Here is a 25,084-nt window from a genome sequence, read left to right as displayed (position 1 = left end):
AATCACAGGCTCTGCACTGCTGCCATATCCAAGCGCGACTGCGTCAGAAGACGGGAACGAATTCATTGGTTTTACCATTGTGGGTTACATGCCCCTTCATTCCGATTTCGCCCTTTTCTTCCAGCATCGAAAGGGTGGCCGGATCGGTCGGGGTATTGGCCACAAACCGGCGGCCGCTTTCAGTCAGGCGCCCGATGATGATCCCGCGTTCCGGCCCACTGCGGCCATGCACCGTGGTAAAGGTTTCAACCACGCCTTCGCCTGCAGGATCGGCCAGCAATTCGACCTTGGGCCCCGATGCGGCGTCAACTTCGGCCTGAATGCGGGCATCATCCGCATGTTTCCACGGCATGCGTGGCGGCACGGCGGAATAAAGACCGGCCGCCTGTTTCGTCAACAACCCGCCATTGGCCGTGACCAACCCATAGCTGCCCGACCGGGCCCGCACCCGCGAAACGGTTTCGGCGATGGCATGGGTGACATAGTTGTTGCCCGGCCCGCCAAAGAAAGGCAGCCCCCCCGTCACCGTCAAACCGCGCGGGTCGTCGATGGACAGGCCCAATTCCTCAGCCGCGATTTCAATGGCCGAGGCGAAACAACTGTAAAGATCGAAAAACGACACATCACCGATGCCGATGCCCGCACGGCCCAGAACATCGCGCGCAACATGGCCGATGGCGGGAGCCCTGTCAAAATGGTTGCGTTCGGACACGAACCATTCGTCATGGGCATGGGCGCTAGCGTGCAGATAAACCCGCTTATCCTGCGGCACGTTCCACGCATCGGCCTGCGCCTGCGAACATATCAGAACCGCCGCCGCCTGATCGACATACATATTGGCCACCATCAGGCGGGTATAGGGGAACCCGGCATAGCGGTTGCTGGACGAAACCGTGCGGATTTCATCCGCGGTATAACCTTCATTACGGGTGGCATAGGGATTTGCGTGCGCCACATCGGCAAAACCCTTGAACAGGTTGCCAAGTTCAACATTGCGCTGGGCCAGTGTCAGCCCCTTGCGTGCGCGCAGCGCCTGTTCGAACAGCGCATACATCGCCACCGCCGACCGCATGCCGTGGTCTTCTTCGGTTTGCAGATACATCCGCCCAAGACCCGCCAATTGATCGGGCGCGCAGGGCGCATCGGCCGACCAATCCAGCGTCAGCCCCGCGCGCACCGCGTTGCGTTCGGTGCGCAGGGCCTCGGCCCCGACGACCAGCGCCGATGAAACCTCGCCCGCGGCGATCTTGTCAAAGGCGCGCTCGACCATCAATTGCGGCGTGTCGCCCCCCTGCTGCGGATAGACCATATCGCGCGGATTGGCGCCCAGATCCTGACCCACTGACCATGGCGCATTCACCATATCGCCGAAGGGCGACTTCATCGCAGGGATCGTATCGGAAAAGCTGCGGATGACGGTGATCGATTCCAGCGCCGACAAATTCCCCTGCGCCACACCGGCATCGTCTGCCGCCAGCCGCGATGCCGCCGCCATCAGCTGCAAGGGCGAACGCCCCGCCGCCGCATCCGATGTCGTATCGGTAATCTGCGATACTCCAATGATGACCGGAGTTTTTTGGGGGTCGTTCATGTCATCAGTCCTTTTGCCGGTTACCGGGGCAGCCCAAGCCCGCGCAGGGCGATCAGCGTGCGCTGAATTTCATTCGTGCCGCCACCGATCGTATACAGCAGTGAATCGCGGATACCGTATTCGACCTTGCCCTTGAGGATCGTCGATTCAACCGTGGGCGACAGCGTCGCGCCGGGCCCAAGGATGTTCAGCGCCTCGCCGGTCAGGCGCTCCATCAACTCACTGGAATAGACCTTGACCATCGCGCCTTCGGCCACGGGCACCTTGCCCGCCTCGATCGCCTTGGCGGTCTTGATCGCCAGCAGCCGCGCGCCTTCGATCTGGGCGGCCAGATCGGCCAGCCGGTCGCGCAGCGCCGGATCGCGCGCCATCTGGCCGGTTGCGTTCACATATTCGACCAGCCGGTCAAAATAGCCCCGCGCCCGCGCCCCGATGGCCCCCAGCGCAACCCGTTCATAGGCCAGCGCGGCGGTGATGATCTCCCATCCGCCATTAACCTCGCCCACCAGCGCGTCATGGGGCAACAGCACGTCATCATAGAAGATCGTATAGGTATCATGCCCGTTCAGCCCGACGCTGGGCTGTTTGGTCAGGCCCGGTGTGCCGCGCAGGGGCACGATGAATACGCTGATGCCGCCCGCGCGCGGGTTGTTGGGATCGGTCCGCGCCGCCAACCAGCAATATTCGGCAAACCCGGCGGTCGAGGTATAGATTTTCTGCCCCCGGATCAGCCAGCCCTTGTCGGTGCGGGTGGCCGTGGTGCGTATGCCCGACAGATCCGACCCATTGGCCGGTTCGCTGTAACCCAGCGAAAACGCCAGATCGCCGCGCCCGATGGCGCCCACGTATTTTTCGCGCTGCGCGTCAGTACCATAATGGATCAGCGTCGGCGCGATCATCCCGGCCGAGGTATTGTGCCAGCCGACAGGCGCATCGGCATAGGCCAGCTCTTCGTCGAAAACCAGCCGTTCGGTCGCGGTGCGTTCCTGCCCGCCCCAGGCCTTGGGCCAGTCCAGCGCCAGCCAGCCCTGCGCCGCCAGTTTGCGGCTGAAGTCCTGATCGGCGCGGATGTGGTTCACCGGGCGCGGATCGTCAGTGGCGATGATCTTTTCGGCGTTGTTGTCTTTCAACCAGTCGCGCACTTCCAGCCGAAAGCGGTTGGCGCGTTCGCCCAGGTCGATATCCGGCAGGTTTGTCATGCGGTGGTCCTTTCCTGGGTCAGGGGGCCAAACAGGAATTCGGCAATCTCGCGGCGCGCGGCATAAACGCCGCCCAGCCGGGTCAGATCGCTGTGGATCATACGAAAATGCCGGGGCAACTCATGTTCGTTCCAGAACGATATGCCGCCAAACCCATGGTGCAGTTCCATAAGGACATTACGCAGGGTCTGCGCGGCCAACGCCGTGGCCGCCGACATCGCATAGCCCTGCTCATCAGGCGTGCCCGACCCGCACCCCGCCCGCAACATCGCCAGTTTGCAGGTCTCGACCCCGATCAGGCAATTGACCAGCTTGTGCTGGATCGCCTGAAACTGGCCGATCTTCTTGCCGAACTGTTCACGCTCCTGAACGTAATCTGTCAGCAACTCCAGCCCGCGCGTGGCCGCGCCCAGGGCGCGGGTGGTCAGAAACAGCCGCGCCAGCCGGATCAGATGATCGGGCGTGCAGCACAGCGTGGCCACAATCACAGGGCTGGCCCCGGCAAATGTCACGTCCCACAGCGGCGCCGTGGACAGGCCCGGTGTGGCGGTAAAAGTGACACCGCCACCCTGCACCGGCACAATCGCGGCCTGCGCCCCCTGCCCGGTCAACACGATCACATGCGTGGCGATGCCCGCATTTTCGACATAGGCCGCCTTGCCCGTCAGGGTCATGGCATCGCCCGTGCCCGAAGCCCTGAAAGACGCGCCGCCCGCCTCGCCACTGTCTGGTCCGAAGACCCAAGCGGGAATGACCTCACCGGCGGCGATACCGTCCAGAAACGCGCGCAGGCCAGATGTGTTATCCGCCTGCGCGGCAAAGGCGAACTGGGCCAGCATGGCGCCGGCCAGCGGCGCGGGGCAAGAGGCGCGACCGCATTCTTCGGCCAGACACAGCCCAAGCAACAGCCCCTGTTCATCCACATCCAGATCCAGCTCAGCCCAGCCAGCGGCACAGATATCGGCCCAGATTGTGCGCAATGCACCGTCATCACGCGACCGCGTCACCGCCCTTTCCGGGGGCCAGGCCCGCGAAAACAAGCCACGCGCGGAATCGCGCAGCATCGCCATGTCTTCGGTATCTGCAACGACTATTCCCGAACCATCCATACCTGATTTTCCTGTTCTGACCGTTCAGCTGTTCTGCCAGACCGGCTTGCGTTTTTCGGCAAAGGCGCGCGGGCCTTCGATCACATCATTGCTGCCGCGCATGGCGGCCACCGCCGGGGTATCCGTGCCGAACAATGCCTTGAAGTCATCGGTGAACAGGGTCATCCGCGCGACTTCCTTGGTGGCGCGCAGAGACATCGGTGAACATTCCAGCATCTGATCGGCCCATTTGCGGGCCTCGGCCAGCGCCTGCCCCGCCGGGGTAACCGTATTGACGAAGCCCAGTTCCTGCCCTTCCTGCGCCGAAACACGACGGCCGGTCAGCAAGATGCCCATCGCCCGCTGCATCCCGATGGCAACGGACAGATACTGAATGCCCCCCGCCAAGGCCGCCAGCCCCACCCGGGGTTCTGGCAGTGCGAACACCGCAGTTTCGGACGCCACAACGATATCGCAGGACAGCGCCAGTTCGAACCCGCCGCCCATCGCCATACCGTTGACGGCGGCAATCACCGGCTTGGTCAGGCTGAACCGTTTGGTCAGACCGGCCAGACCGCCATCAGGAAATTCACGCCGGTGGCCGCCTGCCTTGGCATGGGCCTTCAGATCGTTCCCGGCGCAGAACGCGCGATCACCGGCGCCTGTCACGATGCCGATCCACTGATCGGGGTCATTTTCAAAATCGTCCCAGACGGCCTGCAATTCCAGATCGGCCTCGTAATGAACGGCATTCATGACTTCTGGGCGATTGATGGTGACGATGGTGATATGGCCGTCACGCTCGACCTTGCAGAATTTATAACCGTCAGACATTTTCAGAACTCTCCCAAATGAAACGGGCCTGCGCCCTTATGATTTTGCGATGATCAGGGCATCCAATGCCTCGATCCGGCTGCCATTCGCCAACAGCGGGTTGACCTCCAGCGTGTCCAGCTGATCGCCGGCGGCCACGGCGGCCGCGCTGATCTGTGTGATCACCTTGGCCAGCGCGGGAATATCCACAGGCGGGGTATTGCGATAACCCGACAGCATCTTTGCCCCGCGCAATTCGCCCAGCATTTCGGTCACGTCCGCCTCGGTCACCGGCAAAAGGCGCAGACTGGTGTCTTGCAGAATCTCGACGAATACACCGCCCAGACCCACGGCCAGCACCAGCCCCCATTGCGGATCGCGGGCGATCCCCACCAACAACTCTACCCCGCCCGACCGCATGGCCGAAACCAGAACACCGTCGATGCGGGCATCAGGCACATGCTTTCGGGCCGAGGCCACAACCTCATCGAAAACCTTGGCCGCGTCGGCGGCACCGACATTCAACCGCACACCGCCCACGTCACTTTTGTGGGCGATGTCTTCAGACGCGATCTTGATCACGATCGGTTCACCGATCTTGCGCGCGGCGTCTGCGGCCTCGGCTGCGGTGGCACACAGAACGGATGGCACAACCGGCACGCCATGCGACGCCAGAAACTGCTGGGCCTCATATTCCGTTTTCGGCAATGGCCCCGATGCCGCTGCTGCGGCGATGGCCGGCACCGCTGCCGCTGCCATGGGTGCGCGGGTGCGCAATTCCAGCGTCTTGGCCAAGGCCGGCAATCCCAGTTCAAGCCCGCCCGAAACATAGGGCACACCTGTTTGCGCGATGATGTCGCGGCTAAGATCGCCAACCGGCTTCATCGTATAGGGAAACACGACCCCCGGCTTGTCGATCTGCGCCAGCGCGCGCCCGATACGCTCCAGCGACGGGACGGCGAACACTGTCTTGTCCTCTTCGTCGCGGGGCACCTCGAAGATATACAGCAAGGCGTCAACCTCCGGGGCGGCGCCCAGTGTCGCGATGGTCTTGTCAATCAGATCCAAATCGGTCGTTGCCGTACCTGTCAAATCCAGCGGGTTGTTCACCGTCGCGATAGGCGGCAGAAACGCACGCAGGCTGGCCTTGGTATCTTCGGCGATTTCCACCAGTTCGATCCCCTCATCCCCGGCGATATCGGCGCTGATTTCGCTGATACCGCCCGAAATCGACACGATGGCCAGACGCTTGCCCTTGGCAACAGGTATCTTGGACATGGTTGCCGCAGTCACGAACATCTGGTCCAGCGACCGCACGCGGACCACGCCATATTGGCGGCAGACCGCATCAAACACCTTGTCATCGCCCACAAAGGCACCCGTATGGGCCTGCGCGGCCTTGGCAGTGATCTCGCTGCGGCCCACCTTCAGGATGACGATGGGCTTTCCCAGTGCGCGCGCCTTGCGCGCGACACGAAGAAAGGCCTGTGGATCGCGCGTAGTTTCGGCAAAGATACAGACAACCTGCGTGGCGGGGTCATCCAGCAGGTAATCGACGGCATCCTCCATACGAACGTTCAGCTCGTTCCCGGTGCCGATCATCGCGCTCAGGCCGATGCCCATCTGCGCGCAGAAATGATGCGCCGAAAGCGATACCTGCCCGCTTTGGGCCACAATACCGATACTGCCCGCCAGCGGAGGCAACCGCATGGTGCCCGCAAAAATTGGCGCCGCACCGGCAAAGTTCACAAACCCCGTCGTATTCGGCCCAAGAACATTGATGTTCAGCTCTTCGGCGCGCTTGCGAATCACCTCTTGAAAGGCGGCGCCTTCTTCGCCCAGTTCGGCAAATCCGGCAGACAGGATCACAGCGTTGCGAATATTGGCCGCGTCCAGATCATCGAAGGCCGCCAACAGCGCTGAGGCCGGGATCAACAGCAACGCCGCATCTACCGGCTCGCCTATTTCGGCGCAACTGGCATGGGCCTTCTGCCCCAGGGCCTCTCCGCCGCTGCGATTGACCATGAAAACCTTACCGGTGAAACCGACGCCATCAATGTTGCGCTTGGCCATCAGCGCCCAGCGCGACCGGTCACTGGCGCCGACAATGGCAACGGATTTGGGGTGAAACAACCCGTTCAGACGATGCGGCGTATTGGTCAACTTGAACTCCTGTCGGTTTGGATGCGGTGCGCCTCAGGCGGGCATGACGGTTTGCAGCCGCTCGGCCGCATCCGCATATTCGGTCAGCAGCCGCAGCATCACGTCGCGCACGGATGTTTCATGCGTCAGCGTGCCCGCGACCTGGCCGGCGGGCGACGAATAATAATCGCCGCGCTGTGCACGGTCGATACGGGCGCGGGCCTCAAGAAACAGCAGGCCTTGCAGCGGCGGTTTCAGATAGGCTGGCGCGTCGGGGCCTTCCCAGGCATCCGAAAACTTGCTGCGCAGAAGGCGCACGCTTTTGCCGCTTAGCACCTTGCTTTGCACGGCATCTTCGGCGGCGGCCTTATATAACACTTCGCGTTCGAACGGGGTCAGTTCACTTTCGACTGTGCCCAGCCAGACGGTGCCCATCCAGACGCCATCGGCGCCCATCGCCTGCGAGGCCAGAATCTGGCCGCCGCTGCTGATGCCCCCTGCGGCCAGAACGGCCATCTCGCCCTTGGCGGCGGCGACCACCTGGGGCACCAGAACCATGGTGGACACCTTGCCGGTATGCCCGCCGGCCTCGGTCCCTTGGGCGATCAGCACGTCAGTGCCCGCCGCACGGTGGCGTTCCACATGCGAGGCCTTGCCGCATAGCGCGCCCACCACGATATCACGGCTGTGCAATTCGCGCACCAGATCGGCGGGCATCGGCCCCAGCCCGCTGACGAACATCTTGATCTGCGGATGGCGCAGCGCCACCTCGACCAATTGTCGCGCACCGGCGGGGGTGCCGTTCTTTTCGCGCGCCTTGATATGGGCGTTCAGAATGTCGGCCTGATCCTTGGGCAGCGGCGGTATGCCCGCCTCTGTCAGCACGCGGTCAACAAAATCGCGATGCCCCTGCGGGATCAGCGTTTGCAGCGGCGCCGAGGTCTGTTCGGCTTCGGAATCATAGGTGACTGGCAGCAGCATATCGACGCCGTAGGGCCGCCCATCGACATGGCTGTCGATCCAGGCCAGTTCCTCTTCCAGCTTTTCGGGGGGAAACATCACCGCGCCAAGAACGCCAAACCCGCCCGCCCGCGTCACTTCAACCACGACATCGCGGCAATGCGAAAAGGCGAATATCGGCACATCCAAGCCAAATTTCTTTTGCAAATCTACTTTCACCTGCGTCCCCCTTGTTCGCACATAATTCATGGTCGGCGCCAAGCCGACCATGAATATCTATGAAGGGATAACGCCCTCGAGTCAATATTTTTGGAATGTCATTCCAAAAATATAAAGCCATGCTGAACAGTTTTGCGCCTAAGCACGGGTTCAGCGTGGCTTCCTTACAGCTTGACCTTAAAGATGCGCTGCAATTCACCCACAATGCCGCGCCGGAACACAAGCACGAACAGAACAAACACGATGCCCTGCGCGATGAACACGAACGATCCGAACGGCGCCAGGAAATGCTCAACCGACAAGATCGTGAATCCGCCGACAACCGGCCCGAAAATGGTGCCGAATCCGCCCACCAGGCCAATCAGCACAACCTCGTTCGAGGCAACCAGCGACACGTCGGTCAACGTGGCGATCTGGAAAACGATCGACTTCAGCCCTCCCGCGAAACCAGACAACCCCGCCGACAGGGCAAAAGCCACCAGCTTGTATCGCGATACGTTATAACCCAGCGAAATCGCGCGCGGCTCGTGCTCTCGGATCGCCTTCAGCACCTGCCCATAGGGCGAATGCACGATCCGGTTGACCGCGATCAGCACCAGCAGAACGATCGCCGAGACGACCCAATACAGGGTCTGGTCCGAACTCAGGTCAATCACCCCCAGCAAAGTGCCGCGCGGCACGCGTTGGATCCCGTTCTCGCCGCCGGTAAATGGCGCTTGCAGGCAGACGAAATAGATCATCTGCGCCAGGGCAAGGGTGATCATGGCAAAATAAAGCCCCTTGCGCTTGATCGCCAGCGCCCCGAACAACAGGCCCAGCACCACCCCCGTCAGCGCGCCGCAAAGCAGGGACAGATCCGTCGGCAACCCCAGATTGACCGCGACCCAGGATGTCACATAGGCGCCCATGCCAAAAAAGGCCGCATGGCCAAAGCTCATCAGCCCCGTATAGCCCAACAACAGGTTATAACCACAGGCGAAGATGATGAACGTATACACCTTCATCAGGAAGATCGTGTACATGAACTGCGGCGCGACGATTACAAACACCACGAACAACAGAAATGCGACGATCCGCGCATCGGTGAAGCCAAGAAAAGAACGCTGTCGCTTGGCATTGCGATCTGTTTTCGGCAGAGACGTTTCTGAATGGGCCATGTTATGCAGACTTTCCGAACAGACCCGCAGGCCGTGTCAGCAGGACGATCACCATCACCAGGAAGATGACGGTCGACGAGGCTTCGGGGAAGACGGCCTTGGTAAAGCCCTCGATCACGCCCAGGCCAATCCCTGTAACGATCGACCCCAGCAAAGATCCCATGCCGCCGATGACGACCACGGCGAAAACCACGATCACGATGTTGGTCCCCATGAATGGATCCACCGAATAGATCGGGGCGGCCAGCACCCCCCCAAGGGCGGCCAGCGCCACGCCGGCACCATAGGTAAGCGTCAGCATGACCGGCACGTTGATCCCGAAGGATTGCACCATTGGCGCATTTTCAGTGGCGGCACGTAACTTGGCACCCAGTGGTGTCAGTTCGATCACCGCCCAGGTCAGCAGACAGACAACCAACCCGAACACGACGACCCAGGCCCGATAGATCGGCAGATACATGAAGCCCAGATTGATCGCGCCCTTCAGGACATCGGGAATATTATAAGGCAAGCCCTGCGGCCCGAAGATCGCGCGCATCGTGCCTTCGGCAATCAAGGCAAGGCCCAGCGTCAGCAACAGGCCGAACAGGTGATCCAGCTTGTATAGAAACCGGATGAAGACCACCTCGATCACCAGCCCCAGCGCCCCGACAATCAGTGGCGCGATCACCAACGCCGGCCAATAGCCGATTCCAAGGTAATTCAGCAATATCCAGGCCACGAAGGCCCCCAGCATGTAAAAGGCGCCATGGGCAAAGTTGATAACCCCCAGCAGGCCAAAGATCACCGACAAGCCCAGTGACAAAAGCGCATAGAAGACACCGTTGACCAGCCCCAGAACGGCCTGACCCAGCACCAGATTGATTGGTATGTCGAACATATCGCCCCCTCAAAGCCCCAGCAGCTTGTTCACTTTATGAATCTGACCGCCGAATTCGTTCGCCTGCAGCATATCCACCACCTGACCATTTTCGATCAGGTAATGCGTGTCGGCCACGTCCTGCACAAAATGCGGGTTCTGTTCGACCAGCAGAATGGTAAAGCCCGCCTCTTTGATCTCTTTGATCGTGCGCGCGATCTGCTGAACGATAACGGGGGCCAGGCCCTCGGTCGGCTCGTCGAACAGAAAAAACCGCGCGCCTGTCCGCAAGATGCGGCCTATGGCCAGCATCTGCTGCTCACCGCCCGACAGTTGCCGCCCACGGCTTGATGCGCGCAGCTTCAGATTCGGGAACAGATCATAGATATGATCAATCGACATGCCCCCCGGCGCGATCACCGGTGGCAGCATCAGGTTTTCCGTCACCGACAACGTTCCGAAGACACCGCGATCTTCGGGGCAAATCGCGATGCCACGCCGCGCGATCTGATCGGTGCGCAGCGTCGATATATCCTCGCCGCCATAGGTGATCGTGCCGGTGCGTTTGGGCATCAGCCCCATGATCGCGCGCAACGTCGTGGTCTTGCCCGCACCGTTGCGGCCCAGCAATGACACGACAGACCCTTCAGCGACTTGCAGATCAATGCCGTGCAACACGTGGCTTTCGCCATACCAGGCATTCAGGTTCTTGACGTCAAGCATGTGCTGTTCCCAGATAGGCCGAAATCACTTCGCTGTCCTTTGAAACATGGTCGTAATCGCCCTCGGCGATGACCGATCCGCGGGCCAGCACGGTTACGTGGTCGCACAGACCCTCGACCACCGACAGGTTATGTTCCACCATCAGAATGGTGCGCCCCTTGCGGATACGGTGGATGATATCCACCACGCGGCTTACATCTTCACGCCCCATCCCCGAAGTGGGTTCGTCCAGCAGCAAGACCTTTGGGTCCAGCGCCAGCGTTGTCGCGATTTCAAGCGCGCGCTTGCGACCATAGGACAGATCGGCGGCGCGAGTGTCGGCCACATCTGTCAGCCCCAACATATCAAGCAGGTCAAAGGCCCGATCATCAAATTCGGACAATGCCGCTTCCGATCGCCAGAAATCGAAATTGTTCTTTCGCTTTTTTTGCAACGCAAAACGCACATTGTTCAGCGCGGTGAATTCCGGGAACACGGCCGATATCTGGAAACTGCGCACCATACCGGCACGCGCAACGGCATCGGCGCTCATTCCGGTGATGTCCTTCCCGTCGAACCGGATCGTGCCACTGGTGACGGGAAGCGTTCCGGTCAAAAGGTTGAAACAGGTGGTCTTACCCGCGCCGTTCGGGCCGATCATTGCATGGATCGCGCCCTCATTGACCCTGATAGATACATCATCGACCGCTAAAAAGCCGCCAAAACGCTTCGTCAAACCCCGCGTTTCCAGGATTACATTGCTCATTCGGTTCCCCGCGCTTCCGAAAGAAGTCTGGCCGATGCTTTGCTTGCAGCAAGGACCAAGACGTGATCGGGGCGGCGATATATCCCATCGCCGCCCCAAGGCTGCATTGTCCTACTTCTTGATCAGCGGGCATTCGCTTTCGCTGAGCGGGAAGTTGATTTCTTCCTTGTCGGCTGTGGCGATGATTTCCATCACATCGCCCGGCTCTTTGGTTTCAGCAACCGACTTGACGCGGAAGGAATACATGTCGCGCATCACCCGGCCATCTTCGCGGATATAGGCCGATGTATCGGTCGCATCGTTGATCGGCATTTCACGCATTTTTGCCGCGACCAGTTCCGGATCTTTCGACCCTGCCGCTTCAACAGCCTGCAGATAGTGCGTTACGGCACTGTAATGCTGGGCATGTGCAAATGTGGGCAGAACGCCATACTTATCTTTATAATGCATGGCCCAGGCACGGGTCGCTTCGTTGCGGTTCCAATAGAACGGTGTCGCGCCTTGCACATTCTTCAGGTTGTCTTGACCGATCACGGCAATATCAACTTCGGACATATAGGCGGGCACCAGGGTGAAATCCATTCCGAATTCGTTCACCTGTTTGATGATATTCACCATGAACGACCCGAATGTCAGCATCCCCAACTGTTTGGCACCGCTGGATTTCGCCTCCAGCAGGAAGGATGAATAATCCGTGGTGCTGGGCGAATGGCGCACCTTGCCCAGAACCTTGCCGCCATTTTCTTCGACAGTCTTGATTGCGACGCCTTCTAGCGAATGCCCGAATGCGTAATCAACAGTCAGGAAGAACCAGTCCGTGCCGCCGCTTTTGACAACTGGCAGCACGATAGAGCGGATAAGGCTGGTGCTGTCCGGGATCCACTGTGACGTGTAAGGGTTGCAGGCCTTGCCGACCATGTCGGTCGTCGAGCCGCCGGCAAGGAAGATCTTCTTCTTCTCGCGGGTCAATTCGTTCACGGCCAGCGCCACGGCAGAGTTGTTCACATCGACGATGACGTCGACGTTTTCAGTATCCAGCCACTGTCGCGCGATCGACAGGCCCACATCGGGCTTGCCCAGGTGGTCGCCCGAAACAAGCTCGATCGGCTTACCCAGAACGGTGCCGCCGAAATCATCAATTGCCAGTTGGATCGCCTTGATCGACCCTTCACCGCTCAACGCCGAGGACGGACCACTGAGGTCGGTCAGCATGCCGATCTTCACGCCGTCCTGCGCATTTGCCGCAGATCCGAACGCCGCCAGTGCCGCCGCCAATGCCGCGGCCTGTATCTTTGCTAGTGTCATCTTCATTCTGCACTCCTCCCTGAGCCAGTCTTAAGAAACGAGGCCGCGCATGTGTGCAGCGCCCCGGCAGGTATTCGGTGATTCCCCCTGTGCAACTTCCTCGTTGCAGCAGAGTCACCCTAGGAACCGGTTATGGCATTGGCAATAGCTTTCGTTGTTGAAACAACCCAAACCATTTCCGGAACATTTCTTCAGTATCAATTTCCTCGCAGAATCCCGCCTTGTGCAATTTTACCGTCGATACCAATGATGTAGTCGGCTCGGCCATCCCATGGCGGAAGGTGTAATCGACCAACTGGAACGACTTGCCGACAAAGGTTTCCATATCAGGCGACAGCAATCCGTGACGCGCGCGCACCTTGTCCCATATCGCCGCTTTTGCCGGCATCGTTTCAGCCAGCGATGCAGGAACATGATCTCCAGGCTCTACCCCCAGCGCGGCACAGATGGCGGGCCAGACATTGGGCCAGGTAAAGACATCGCCATTGGCAATGTTGAATATCTGGTTTCGGGCGGCGTCAGACTGACCGGCCCAGATTATGGCGCGCGCCAGAATGTCTGAATCGATCGCCTGTGACACCCGTGGCGCACCACCTGGGAAATCCAGCTTGCGGCCTTCTTCCCTGGCGATCGCGGCATAGACGCCGATCGCGGTGATCGGGTTCAAGGCGCTGCCCATGGCCTCGCCAAAAATATGGGTCGGGCGGAAGATGGTCCAGGCCCAGTCCTTGCCACGCGCACTTTCCTTGAGGTGGTCTTCCTGCCGCCAATAGAAATTAGGCTGTTCGCGCATTTCCGAACGGTCTTCACGGGCTGGATTGGCCAGCGGCCTGACATGCACGCCATAAGCCTTGGTGCCCTGCAGGATCGTTACATGCCGCAACCCTGTTGCGCGGCGATCCAACGGGTCAAGGATATTGCGAAACATCTGGTCATTGGCTTCGATCTGCGCGTCATCCCGCCAGCCCGCGATCACAGAAGGCTGTTCCTGCACTGCGGCATAAACAAGATGTGTGATGCCAGGATTCGCCCGCACCAAATCGTCGCAGGCCGAACGATCGTGCAGATCTAGCGATTCTAACCGGGCGCCTAAGGTCCGGGCCGGACGACGCCGTGACAACGCGATGACATCATGCCCGGCCATGCCCGCATAGTTCTGAAAGGCGGCATAACCCACAAGTCCAGATGCGCCGGCAACAAGAACTTGCGCCATAGGCTTCCCCCCAATTCTCGCTTCGCGTCGATATTCAACCTGTTGATCCGGCGCGCGCGACCAATCTGTCGCAGCGCGGCCGCCTGCGTCAAGCAAAAATGGAATTGCATTCAGTTATTGTATAAGATTCCATCCGAAGAGGGATTCGGAGGAAAATCGAAATGAAAGTCATGACTGTTCTCGGCCCGGTTGACGCGGCCGATCTTGGCCGAACGCTGATCCACGAACATATTTTTTGTGTATGGCCTGGCTCGGAATACTTTCCCGAGCTGCATCTTGACCGGGATCTGGTGGTCAAACGCGCCATCGTTCGTCTGCGCGAACTGGCCGAAAAAGGCGTGCGCACCTTCGTCGATCCCTGCCCGCAGGAACTGGGCCGTGATGTGACCATTTTCCCCGAAGTATCGCGTGCGACTGGCATCAACATCATCTGCACGACCGGTTTTTATCACGAAGGCCCCGGCCTGCCGCTGATGCTGCGCAGCCTGACCGCCGAACAGATCGCGGACATGTATATAAACGAGATCGAGAACGGGGTCGGCGATACCGGCATCCGGCCCGGCGCGATCAAATGCGCCACCAGCGTGGTACCGACAGAAACCGAAAAGAAATTCCTTCAGGCTGCATCCATCGCCCATCGCAAGACCGGGGTGCCGATCATCACGCATACGACCGGCGGCCAGGGCGGCCCGGAACAACAGGCCACCTTTGCCGAACATGGCGCGCAGGCGCATTCCTGTCTGATCGGCCATTGCTGCGACAATCCCGATCCGGCCTATCACCGCCAGATCGTCGATGGCGGCAATTACATCGGGTTCGACCGGCTGGGCTTTCCCAATCCGACGCCGGCCGTCATGGCGGACAATATCGTGAAACTGGTGCGTGATGGTTTTGGCAAACAGGTGATGATGAGCCAGGACCGGGTTTGCCATTTTCAGGGCAGCAGCGCCAACCTGAAAAAGGCCGAAATACCAGCCGAACTGGTTGATGAACTGGGGACAGCCCCCTGGGGCCAACCCTATACCTATCTGTTTGATGAATTCATTCCGCTGCTGCGCGAACGCGGCCTGACGGATGAAGAGATCTTTCCAATCCTGGATGAAAATCCAGCCCGCTTTTTCGCGGGCAAACCGTTCTGAATCCTGCGGGGGCCTTGGCCCCCGCAACCTATTGAAGGTTCAGATAGGGGAACAGGAACAGACAGGCCAGGGTGAAGACAACGATAGAAATCAACACCAGCGGCCCGTTCCACCGCAGACCGACCTGACTGACTGGCCGCTCGATACAGGATGCCGCGATCGTCAGGGTCGCCGTTACCGGCGATATCAGCATCGACAATGTCCAGCCCAGCAGAACCGCCAGCACCAGCACCGAATTGGGCATCTCAGAAACGCCGGCCTGGCTGAAGGCCGCGAACACCAATGAGGCGGTGATCATCGGATTGACCCCCACCATCGACACCGCAGCAGTGGCCGCGGTGATGATCGCCGCCATGGTCCAGGGCGACAATGCGGTCTGGCTCAGAATATTGGGCAGCAGATCGGGCGGCAGCATCGCTGCCAGCAACAGCCCGACATAGCCCGACGCGAACAGGATACCGATCTCGTTGGAAAAGCGGTTGAGCTGATAAAATCCGGTCTGGGCAACAGTCCGGTGTGTTTCAACCGGCATCCGGCGCATCAGGCGCGACCCGATGTTCCAGCACAACGCATAGACCGGCAGCACCCCGATGACGGCCGCGCGAAACGCAATGCCCAGCACGGTTTCGACAATCAGCGCAACAATGATGATCGAGGCCAGATGTGCCACCAGCCGCACCAGCGCCAATGCCCCTTTTGGTTTTTCGGCGGGCACCGACCCCGGGCGCGGTCGTATCTCTCGCCGGTCCAACACCCAGCCGATGAACATGAATACCGCAGTGCCCGCCAGCGCGAGCGGCAGAAAGGCAACCCAGGTGAACCCCGCCAGGATCGCCACGCCCATATTCATGCCCGCCCCCAATGGCGACCACATGACCGATGCGCAAAATCCGCGCAGAACGCCGTTCGTGATCCGCCGCCCCTGAATTTCCAGCCTGTCGGCATTCGTACCGTCATCTTTGGCGCGCGATTGCAACGCGATGCTCAGCAACAGCAACAGCCCGCCAAGGTTCAGCAGCACCCCGAAGATGTTCCCCCCCAGCGCCAGCATCAGGTACCGCCGCCCCGGCGGCTGGTTCACGATGTAACGCCCCGCTTCCAGCACGATGGGCGAATCCAGCGCTGACAGGCGCAGAAAGGACATCAGTGCGATCAGGGATGGAATATACATCGACCGGCTTGCCGAAAGGCCCAGAACGCTGCCCGCGTGATCGCGCGTCAGGATGAAGCCGGTGGCCAGCACCCCCGCCCCGATCAAGAAGATCGCGTTCGACTTGAGCGATTTCCAGCAGATCAGCAGATAGGTGGCGACAAGAACCAGCGCCAGCAGCCCCATCATATACCCGCCGGTCACCAGATCATAAAAGGTGACGACAATCGCCGTCAGCATACAGGCCGATGCGAACAGGAACAGCGGCCCGGGATTGACCGGCATCGACGTCTGGATTGAGCCGGGCTGCGGCGGAGACATTTCGGCTGGGCTCAATTCAACACCTGATCGGTCCAATGTTACGGGAAGGTCCGCTGTGCCAGGGCCGGGTGTCCGCTCTGGGTAAGGCGGAAAATCCCGCGCCAGATACTGGCGCATCATGCAGCCCAGGCCTGTCGCGACCCTTGTCGTCATCTCTTCACTAGCCCAGCCGCAGGGCCGGGGCAACAGGCCGATCTGGCCCGCGCACCCCCGAAATCCGGTTTTGCGCGGCGGTTAGAGGCGCCCGATATCACAGCACCGGGCAATATGTATTAGACAGTCGCGGCGCAGGCAGGTCTATCAGATGAATGAATTGTCAAGATCGGTGCGCTCCGGCATTGCCACGCTGTGCAAGGCCCGACCGTGCAACCGACAGATATGGCATATGCAAACGGGAGGCCCGACATGGCATTTACAGAAGAACAACTCGCGTTCCGCGAGTCGATCCGGAAGATCGTCGATAAGGAAATCGCGCCTATCGCATCGAAGATCGACCAAAGCGATGACTTCCCGCACGAACTGGCAATGCGCTTTGGCGAGCTTGGCCTGCTGCAACTTTGGGTGCCCGAGGAATATGGCGGCCCCGGCGGTGATCTGACAACCGTTTGCATCGCCAAGGAAGAGATCGGTCGCGTGTCGCTGACGGCCTCGGCGCTGTGTGCCAATAACTCGATGGGGCTTATCCTGCCCGTCCTGAATTTCGGCACTCAAGAGCAGAAAGAAAAATACCTGCGGATCTCGGCCGAAGGGAAATCCGTTTGCGCTGTCGCGATCACCGAACCCCAGACAGGTTCTGACGTGCGTTCGATGCGCACCAAGGCGCGCCGCCAATCCGATGGCACCTATATCCTGAACGGGCAGAAAAACTGGATCACCTGGGGCGGTGTGGCCCAATATATTATGGTCTTTGCGAAAACGTCCGATTCTGCCGGCCCGGAATCGATCAGCGCATTTCTGGTGGATACATCGCTGCCCGGCTTCAAACTGGGGCGTCAGGAAATGAAGATGGGCCGCAATGGAGCGCCGAACCATGAACTGTTCTTCGAAGACATGGTTCTGCCACCCGACAGCCTGATCGGCGAGGAAGGAACCGGCTTCTTGTCCTGCATGAAAATTCTTGACCTGAACCGTCCGACCGTGGCGGCATCATCGCTGGGCCTGGCACAGGGCGCGCTGGACACGGCAATTGAATACACCAAGGGTCGGCGTCAGTTCGGCCGTGCGGTTTCAGAGTTTCAGGGCATGCAGTTCAAGCTGGCCGATATGGCCATGAAAACCGAAGCCTCGCGCGCGCTGCTGTATTCGGTATGCGAACGCATCGACGCCGGCGACCACACCGATCTGGCCAAGATGGCCTCGATGACCAAATGCTTTGTCACCGACATGGCGATGGAGGTCACGACCGAAGCCGTTCAGGCCATGGGCGCCTATGGGTATTCCAAGGATTTCCCGGTCGAACGCATGATGCGCGATGCCAAGCTGAACCAGATTCTGGAAGGCACGAACGAGATCCACAGAATGATCATCGGGCGCGCGCTCGTGAAATAAGACCATGCGCGCGAAGATGAACGCGCAGGAAACCTTGATCTGCAAGGGCGTCATGGCGATGCCCTTGCAGACGGAAATACAGCGGAACAGATCATGGCTTTGACAGGTAAGATAGCGGTCGTAACCGGTGCCGGGCGCGGCATCGGGCAGGGCATCGCATGCGGGTTGGCCAAAGAAGGGGCTTTTGTCATCTGCATTGATCTGGTGCAGGATCGGATCGACGAAACCCTTGCGCTGATCGTCGCAGATGGCGGGACCGGTGCGGGGATCAAGGCCGATATCAGCCAGCGTGCCATCGTGCATGACTTGATCGAAGGCATCGTTGCCGGCCATGGCGGGCTGGACATCGTCGTGAACAACGCCGCCTGGATCCGGTATCAGCCGCTGGCGGATGTTGACGATACCGTGCTGGACCGGATGCTGACGGTTGGCGTCAAGTCGATGATATGGATGGCACAGGCCGCCGCGCCGCATCTGGCAGGGCGCGACGGCGCCATCGTGAATATCTGTTCCACCGTCATGGTGCGTGCAACGCCGGATTCCGCCGCCTATGCGGCGGTCAAGGGCGCGGTGGCCGCGCTGACCCGTCAGTTGGCCGTTGATCTGGGCCCGCAAGGCACGCGGGTGAATGCCGTCGCGCCGGGTTTTATCGAAACCGAGGCCGCAGTGCGCAACATCGGCGCAGACGGCATCGCACGGCGATTGGCCGTGACGCCGCTGGGCCGCTCTGGCCGGCCTCAGGATATCGCCGATGCGGTGGCGTTTCTGGCCTCGGATAAAAGCCGATACATCACCGGCGAGGTCATCCTTGTTGATGGTGGCCGGGCCAACGCATCGCTTTAAGTCTCACAAACTGCGACAATTTCTTTGATTGGCCACTAGGTTCGTGTTTAGGTGTCGCAAAATCGAACGGAGGAAACCATGGGACCACTTAGCGGATTGAAGATTGTCGAATTCGGCGGCATTGGCCCCGGCCCGTTCTGCGCGATGCTGCTGGCCGATCTGGGCGCCGATGTTGTCAGAATCGACCGGCTGACACCCAGCGGCCTTGGCATCAAGAAAGAACTGAAATACGACGTCACCCTGCGCAGCCGCCCCATCATTGCGCTGGATATCAAATCACCTGCCGGGCGTGACGCGGCGCTGCGGCTGGTTGCCAAGGCCGACGCCGTGATGGAGGGTTTTCGCCCCGGCGTGATGGAACGGCTGGGCCTTGGACCAGACGATTGCCTGAAGGTCAATCCGCGCGTCGTCTATGGCCGTATGACCGGCTGGGGGCAGGATGGCCCGATGGCGCAGGCCGTGGGCCATGATGTGAATTATCTGGCGCTGACCGGCGCGCTGGCGGCGATGGGGTCGAAACAGGCCGGCCCGGCAATCCCGCTGAACCTGGTTGCCGACATGGGCGGCGGCGCCATGTATCTGGCCTTTGGAATGCTGGCCGCGATGATGGAAGCCCAGCGATCGGGCAAGGGTCAGGTCGTGGATGCCGCGATGGTGGATGGTATTTCATCGTTGCTGAGCGGGTTTTACGGCTATGTCTCGTCCGGCCAGTGGACGGAAGAGCTGGAAAGCAACTTCGTCGATGGCGGCGCGCCGTGGTATTCGGTTTATGAAACCAAGGACGGCAAATATATCTCGGTCGGCGCGGTCGAGGCCAAATTTTATGCCGTGCTTCTGGATTGCCTGGGGCTGGACGCTGATCTGGTCAAAAAGCAGATGGACAAATCCACATGGCCGGAATTGCGCCAGGTCTTTGCCGACCGGGTGCGCACCAAAACGCGCGATGAATGGGACGCGGTTTTCGAAGGTAAAGAGGCTTGCTATGCCCCTGTCCTGACCATGACCGAGGCCGCAAAACACCCGCATATGGTCGCGCGGAAAATTCATGCGCCGCTGGACGGTGTCCTGCAGCCAATGCCCGCCCCACGCTTCAGCCGCACGCCGGCCGCCACCCCGGTGCCACCGCAAAAGATGACGGCCACGACCCGTGAAACCCTTGCCGCCTGGGGCTGGGACAATGCCGAGATCGAGGCCCTGCTTGGCGCGGGCGCAGCCGCCTGAGACCCAGCCGGATATTGGAAAGAACAACATGACAAACACTGACAAAAAACGGCCCCTGGCCAATATCCGCGTTGTGGATTTCACCACGATGATGGCAGGCCCCTATGCCACCCGTTATCTGGCCGATCTGGGGGCCGAGGTCATCAAGATCGAAACCGCCGAAGGCGATTATCTGCGCTCGCAAGCCCCCCTGCGCGATGGGCAAAGCACCTATTTCGCCCATCTGAACGCCGGCAAGAAAAGCGTGGTTCTGAACCTCAAGAACCCCGATGATATCAAACAGGTCAAGGCGCTGATCGCCACCGCCGATCTGGTCGTTGAAAACTTCCGCCCCGGCGTGATGCGGCGTTTTGGGCTGGATGCCGACACATTGCGCGCCGACAATCCCCGCCTGATCTTTTGCGCGATCTCGGGCTATGGCCAGACCGGCCCCGGCGCGGATGTGCCTGCCTATGCCCAGACGGTGCATGCCTCGTCGGGCTATGATCTGGCCAATCTGGGGTATCAGGATGAACTGACCCGCCCGGCGGCCAGCGTATTTTTCTATGCCGATGTTCTGGCCGCGATCTTTGCATTGGGGGCGATCAACGCCGCGCTGTATCAGCGTGAAGTTACCGGCGAAGGGCAGTTGATTGATCTGTCATTGATGGAAAGCGCCATCAACATGATGCCCTATGAGGTGCAAGAGGCGCAGTTTCCCGCCAAAACCTCGCGCCCGATCTACAAGCCGCTGCGCACCAGCGACGGGTTCATCATCGCCATCCCCAACACCCAACGCAATTTTGAACTGCTGGCCGGCGCGATGGGCCACAACGAATGGATCACGGATGACCGGTTCAAGGATCTGAAATCGCGCTATCACAACTATCCCGCGCTTCTGGAAACCCTGGAAACCTGGACCAGCGTGCGCACCGCCGAAGAATGCGTGAATATTCTTACCGCCGCCTCGGTGCCCTGCGCGCGCTATCGCACCGTGCGCGAGGCGATGGAAGACCCGCAACTGAAGGACCGCAGCGCCTTTGCGACGGTTGAAGATACCGCCGGGGCGTTCCTGATCCCCAATCTGCCGTTCAAGATGTCGCTGGGGGAAACCACGGTTGTAAACGCCGTTCCCGCGCTTGGCGAAAACACGATCGAGGAATTCCTGAACCGCAAACCGGGGGCCTGATCATGACACACCGGGCGCGCTGCGCCATCCCTGTGGCGTTCTATCGTGGGGGGACCAGCAAGGCGCTGATCTTTCACCACGATGATCTGCCGCCCTGCGCGGCACCCGGTGACTTTTCCGCCTGGACGCCCGTGTTTCTGGGCGCGATGGGCAGCCCCGATCCGTCGGGGCGGCAGCTGAACGGCATGGGCGGCGGGCTGTCATCGCTGTCCAAGGTCGCGGTGATCCGCAAATCGGATCGCGCGGATGCCGATATCGACTATACGTTCGGGCAAGTCATGGTGGACAAGGCCGAGGTTGGGTATCGCGGCAACTGCGGTAATATATCATCCGCGGTCGGGCCCTTCGCCGTGGCCGAGGGGCTGATACCCGTAACAGGCGACAGCGCCGAGATACGTATTTTCAACACCAATACCCAAAAGATCATCGTGTCGCGTTTTGCCGTGGGCGGCGGCCAACCCGTTGAACATGGCGATTTCACGATTGATGGCGTGTCGGGCAGCGGCGCGCCCATTCGCCTGTCCTTCATGTATCCCGGCGGCGCATCGACGGGCCAATTGCTGCCCACTGGCAATGCCCGCGATGAACTGGCCCTGTCGGGGGGGCGCACCATCACGGCATCACTGGTCGATGCCGCCAATCCGGTGGTTTTCGTCACCGGCGCGGATGTTGGAATGTCCGATTACAACCCCACCGACGGGCGCGCCAACAGCCCCGACATGCTGGCATTGTTCGAGGATATCCGCGTGGCCGCCGCCGTGGCGATGGGGATGGCAGATGAACCCACCGCCCGCCAGACATTGCTGAACCTGCCGCTGGTGGGGATTGTCTATCCGCCCGCGCCCTATGCCACGCTTTCGGGGCGGCGGATGACGGCGGCTGATGGCGATATCTGCGTTCAGTTCATATCGGCGGGCCAACCGCACAAGGCATCGCCCATCACCGGGGGGCTGTGCATGGCGGTGGCAAACCGCATCGCGGGATCGGTGGTGCAGGACGTCGCCCGCCCGCCCCGCCCCGGCAGCGATGATTTCTGCATCGCCAATCCATCGGGCAGCCTGACGGTTTCGGCAAGTGTTGCCATGGAAGACGGGGAGCCTCGCGCGCTGGAGGCCGCCGTTTTGCGCACCGCGCGCCGTCTGATGGACGGGCGTGTCTATTACGATTGACCTGTCCGCCCTGACCTAACCTGCGGGTTTGTCCCAGACCGGATGCATACCAACATCGCCGGCCACCACATCCAGCGTCATTTCGCCCACGTTCTGAATCTTGATGTGAACCTTGTTCCCCGGCGCGATCGGCCCCACCCCGGCGGGTGTGCCGCTGGCAATGATATCGCCCGGATACAGCGTCATCACGGCCGAGGCCATCACGATCATTTCGGGAATATCGACGATCATGTTGCGGGTGTTGGCCTGCTGTTTGATCACGCCATCCACGCTCAGCTCCAGATCAATCGCCTCGGTCGGGCCAACCTCATCCGCGGTCACGATATAGGGGCCCAGCGGGCAGAAGGTGTCATAGGATTTGCGCATCACACGCTCTTCCTTGCCGCGCACAACCACGTCGATCAGGCAGGCATAGCCAAAGACATGGTTCAACGCATCCGCCCGGCTGATATTGCGCCCGCCCTCGCCGATGATGATCGCCAGTTCGCTTTCATGATGAATCTCACGCCCTGGAATGGGCGGCACGACAATCGGGTCTGCCGGCCCGCTGAGGCTGGAATTCGACTTGAGGAAAAACCCCTGTCCGCTGGCGCGAAACGGGGAAATCAGGCCGGTGCCGGTTTTCATTTCCTCGATATGCGCATCATAATTGGCCGGGATCGCAATCACCTTGTTGGGCCATTGCACCGGGCATTCCAGCCGCACCTGATCCAGCGCCTTTGACGGGCGGGTTTCGACGGCTTTGACCACCTGCGGGCGCAGCTTGTCGAACGCGTCGATGAACCGGACCATGCCCACCGGCGGCCACATGCCCGGGTTCGGATCGGCCAGATCGGTGATGTCGGTGATCCTGTCGCCGGTGATCACCCCGATCCGGCTGCCGTCGAAGCTCGCTATTTTCATTGGTCTTGTCTTTCCTCAACCTTCATCGGTGCGATACAGGCCGAACGCCTTGAGCGCCGGAATATCGTTCACCTGAAACATCACCGCATCGTCACTGTTTGACCGGTTGGCATGTTCATGCGCGACCCAGGGCGGCAGCGACATGAAATCGCCCTTGCCCCAGTCGTATTTCTGATCGCCCATGATTGTGGTGCCTTCGCCGCGCACGACATAGTAAACCACGCTGCCGGTATGGCGATGGGCGCGTCCCTTGAACCCCGGGCGCAGGCGCTGCAATGCGGTGCCGATGCTGGGCAGGGCCGGGCCGCCCGTCAGCGGATTCTGATATTCCAGCAATGTGTCGTCATAGGGGTCCGGGTCCAGCCCGGCAGCCATCTGAATGGCCTCTTCCGACATCGCGCGGGTATAGGCCAGCACGCGGCTGGGCCCGCTGTGCTGTTGCGCATCCATGGGGCGCATCAACCCGCTGCCGAATTCGCGGAACGACCGGTTGGGGATGTTCGACACATCCTGGCGCGGCTTGTCGGACCCTTCAAAAAAGGTGGCATGCAACGAACGCACCAGTGAAATGTCCAGCACATCCAGCCATATCATCGGCTCTGCACCCTTGTGTTCATGGTCATGCCATGTCCAGCTGGGCGTAAGCACCAGATCACCTTCGTTGATTTCGTACTGTTCACCGTCCACGGTGGTATCGGCGCCCTTGCCCTGCATGATGAACCGCAGCGCGGTGGCCGTGTGGCGATGGGCATCGGCGATTTCGCCCGGATTGATATACTGGATCGAGGCCCAGAATGTTGGCGTGGTGCCGTAATCCAGCCCCGGATTGGACAGCCGGATGGTGCGGCGCGTGCCGCCGCGCTCCAGCTTGATGACCTGCCCGATCTGATCCAGCAGGCGCGACAGATCGGCGGCCTTCCAGTGGCAGGGCTGCATCGTCGAATTCGGCGTCTTGGTGAACAAGGGCGGATCATCGGGCTGGGCGATCCGGCATTCGTATTTGTTTAATTCATCGACCAGCTTCACGCGTTCGGCTGCGTCGGTCATTGTGGTCATTGCCATTGCATCCTCCTGACTTTGTCGTCGTGCAATCTTCGTTTGCGCGTTCAGCGCATGGCGTCGGTGATGACGGTCTGTGCCAGACTGTCATCCATGGCTTCATGATCCGAATAGCGGATCAGGTCATACAGTTCGGCGCGGGTCTGCATGTCGCCCAGCATCGCGCGGGTTTCGCCATGCTGGGCGATATGGGCATACAGACGTTCCTGAACCTTGTTCGCAAGCCGCAGTGAACTGACCGGCCAGATCACCATCTTGTATCCCAGCGCCTCGAATTCCTTGGCCGTCATATAGGGCGTCTTGCCGAATTCCGTCATATTGGCCAGCAGCGGCGCATCCACACGGTCGGCGAATTCCTCGAACATCTCGACCGTGGTCAGGGCTTCGGGGAAAATCGCGTCGGCCCCGGCATCAAGATAGCGTTTGGCCCGGTCAACCGCGCCGTCGATCCCTTCGCTGGCGGCGGCATCGGTGCGCGCGACAATACACAGATGGCTGCGCGCCCGGGCGGCGGCGGCGACCTTGGCCGCCATTTCCTGCGGGCTGACC

General features: G+C 60.5%; 22 protein-coding genes. 6 read left to right on the top strand and 16 right to left on the bottom strand.

The genetic code is table 11. The features are described 5' to 3' along the window. Positions 1-43: 43 nt before the first annotated feature. The 12 genes from ACTCHC_RS01350 to ACTCHC_RS01295 all read right to left on the bottom strand — a co-directional run bounded on the left by ACTCHC_RS01350 (position 44) and on the right by ACTCHC_RS01295 (position 14,014). Positions 44-1,591, bottom strand: coding sequence for a hypothetical protein (locus ACTCHC_RS01350; RefSeq protein ID WP_463020651.1), 1,548 nt, complete (start codon positions 1,589-1,591; stop codon positions 44-46). 20 nt (positions 1,592-1,611) lie between these two features. Further along, positions 1,612-2,790: an acyl-CoA dehydrogenase family protein gene (locus ACTCHC_RS01345; protein ID WP_463020650.1), complete on the bottom strand. Its 1,179-nt coding sequence runs from the start codon at positions 2,788-2,790 to the stop codon at positions 1,612-1,614. Continuing rightward, positions 2,787-3,899, bottom strand: coding sequence for an acyl-CoA dehydrogenase family protein (locus tag ACTCHC_RS01340; RefSeq protein WP_463020649.1), 1,113 nt, complete (start codon positions 3,897-3,899; stop codon positions 2,787-2,789). Before ACTCHC_RS01340 ends, ACTCHC_RS01345 begins: the two co-directional genes overlap by 4 nt. Before the next feature lie 24 nt (positions 3,900-3,923). Beyond that, positions 3,924-4,712: an enoyl-CoA hydratase-related protein gene (locus ACTCHC_RS01335; RefSeq protein ID WP_463020648.1), complete on the bottom strand. Its 789-nt coding sequence runs from the start codon at positions 4,710-4,712 to the stop codon at positions 3,924-3,926. 36 nt (positions 4,713-4,748) lie between these two features. Next, entirely contained in the window at positions 4,749-6,854 is a 2,106-nt protein-coding gene (locus ACTCHC_RS01330; RefSeq protein ID WP_463020647.1) for an acetate--CoA ligase family protein, read from the bottom strand. A gap of 33 nt (positions 6,855-6,887) precedes the next feature. Next, positions 6,888-8,012, bottom strand: coding sequence for a nitronate monooxygenase (locus ACTCHC_RS01325; protein WP_463020646.1), 1,125 nt, complete (start codon positions 8,010-8,012; stop codon positions 6,888-6,890). A gap of 164 nt (positions 8,013-8,176) precedes the next feature. Next, complete coding sequence (locus ACTCHC_RS01320) at positions 8,177-9,169, bottom strand: branched-chain amino acid ABC transporter permease (RefSeq protein ID WP_463020645.1); 993 nt, start codon at positions 9,167-9,169, stop codon at positions 8,177-8,179. Position 9,170: 1 nt separating this feature from the next. Then, positions 9,171-10,049 carry a branched-chain amino acid ABC transporter permease gene (locus ACTCHC_RS01315; RefSeq protein WP_463020644.1) on the bottom strand — a complete coding sequence of 293 codons (879 nt, stop codon included), beginning with the start codon at positions 10,047-10,049 and terminating at the stop codon, positions 9,171-9,173. A 9-nt stretch (positions 10,050-10,058) separates the two neighbouring features. Further along, on the bottom strand, positions 10,059-10,751 hold the full coding sequence (locus ACTCHC_RS01310) for an ABC transporter ATP-binding protein (protein WP_463020643.1): 693 nt from the start codon (positions 10,749-10,751) through the stop codon (positions 10,059-10,061). Continuing rightward, complete coding sequence (locus tag ACTCHC_RS01305; RefSeq protein ID WP_463020642.1) at positions 10,744-11,496, bottom strand: ABC transporter ATP-binding protein; 753 nt, start codon at positions 11,494-11,496, stop codon at positions 10,744-10,746. The genes ACTCHC_RS01310 and ACTCHC_RS01305 overlap by 8 nt, the downstream gene beginning before the upstream one ends. A 111-nt stretch (positions 11,497-11,607) precedes the next feature. Beyond that, on the bottom strand, positions 11,608-12,807 hold the full coding sequence (locus ACTCHC_RS01300) for an ABC transporter substrate-binding protein (RefSeq protein ID WP_463020641.1): 1,200 nt from the start codon (positions 12,805-12,807) through the stop codon (positions 11,608-11,610). A gap of 124 nt (positions 12,808-12,931) precedes the next feature. After that, positions 12,932-14,014, bottom strand: a complete 1,083-nt coding sequence (locus ACTCHC_RS01295; protein ID WP_463020640.1) for an NAD-dependent epimerase/dehydratase family protein — start codon at positions 14,012-14,014, stop codon at positions 12,932-12,934. Between the two features lie 161 nt (positions 14,015-14,175). On the opposite strand from ACTCHC_RS01295, the gene ACTCHC_RS01290 reads away from it, so the two are divergent. Beyond that, positions 14,176-15,153 carry a phosphotriesterase family protein gene (locus ACTCHC_RS01290; RefSeq protein WP_463020639.1) on the top strand — a complete coding sequence of 326 codons (978 nt, stop codon included), beginning with the start codon at positions 14,176-14,178 and terminating at the stop codon, positions 15,151-15,153. Positions 15,154-15,181: 28 nt separating this feature from the next. Here the strand turns inward: ACTCHC_RS01290 and ACTCHC_RS01285 are convergent, their stop codons facing one another. After that, positions 15,182-16,588, bottom strand: coding sequence for a hypothetical protein (locus ACTCHC_RS01285; RefSeq protein WP_463020638.1), 1,407 nt, complete (start codon positions 16,586-16,588; stop codon positions 15,182-15,184). A gap of 441 nt (positions 16,589-17,029) precedes the next feature. Between ACTCHC_RS01285 and ACTCHC_RS01280 the strand changes: the two genes are divergently transcribed. From ACTCHC_RS01280 to ACTCHC_RS01260, 5 genes are all read left to right on the top strand, one after another. After that, a complete protein-coding gene (locus ACTCHC_RS01280) occupies positions 17,030-18,172 on the top strand; it encodes an acyl-CoA dehydrogenase family protein (RefSeq protein WP_463020637.1) in 1,143 nt (380 codons plus the stop codon). A 93-nt stretch (positions 18,173-18,265) separates the two neighbouring features. Then, entirely contained in the window at positions 18,266-19,015 is a 750-nt protein-coding gene (locus tag ACTCHC_RS01275; protein WP_463020636.1) for an SDR family NAD(P)-dependent oxidoreductase, read from the top strand. Between the two features lie 78 nt (positions 19,016-19,093). Next, positions 19,094-20,236, top strand: a complete 1,143-nt coding sequence (locus ACTCHC_RS01270; protein ID WP_463020635.1) for a CaiB/BaiF CoA transferase family protein — start codon at positions 19,094-19,096, stop codon at positions 20,234-20,236. Between the two features lie 28 nt (positions 20,237-20,264). Beyond that, on the top strand, positions 20,265-21,404 hold the full coding sequence (locus tag ACTCHC_RS01265) for a CaiB/BaiF CoA transferase family protein (protein WP_463020634.1): 1,140 nt from the start codon (positions 20,265-20,267) through the stop codon (positions 21,402-21,404). Positions 21,405-21,406: 2 nt separating this feature from the next. Next, on the top strand, positions 21,407-22,573 hold the full coding sequence (locus ACTCHC_RS01260) for a PrpF domain-containing protein (protein ID WP_463020633.1): 1,167 nt from the start codon (positions 21,407-21,409) through the stop codon (positions 22,571-22,573). Between the two features lie 15 nt (positions 22,574-22,588). Here ACTCHC_RS01260 and ACTCHC_RS01255 read toward each other — a convergent pair whose 3' ends face one another. The 3 genes from ACTCHC_RS01255 to ACTCHC_RS01245 form a co-directional block, all read right to left on the bottom strand. After that, positions 22,589-23,476, bottom strand: coding sequence for a fumarylacetoacetate hydrolase family protein (locus tag ACTCHC_RS01255; protein ID WP_463020632.1), 888 nt, complete (start codon positions 23,474-23,476; stop codon positions 22,589-22,591). A 15-nt stretch (positions 23,477-23,491) separates the two neighbouring features. Beyond that, positions 23,492-24,538 carry a cupin domain-containing protein gene (locus ACTCHC_RS01250; RefSeq protein WP_463020631.1) on the bottom strand — a complete coding sequence of 349 codons (1,047 nt, stop codon included), beginning with the start codon at positions 24,536-24,538 and terminating at the stop codon, positions 23,492-23,494. 44 nt (positions 24,539-24,582) lie between these two features. Then, the coding region (locus ACTCHC_RS01245; RefSeq protein ID WP_463020630.1) for an isocitrate lyase/phosphoenolpyruvate mutase family protein at positions 24,583-25,084 on the bottom strand (502 nt) is incomplete at its 5' end.

The organism is Actibacterium sp. (genome assembly GCF_055134745.1).
This window is presented reverse-complemented; position numbering and strand designations above follow the sequence as displayed.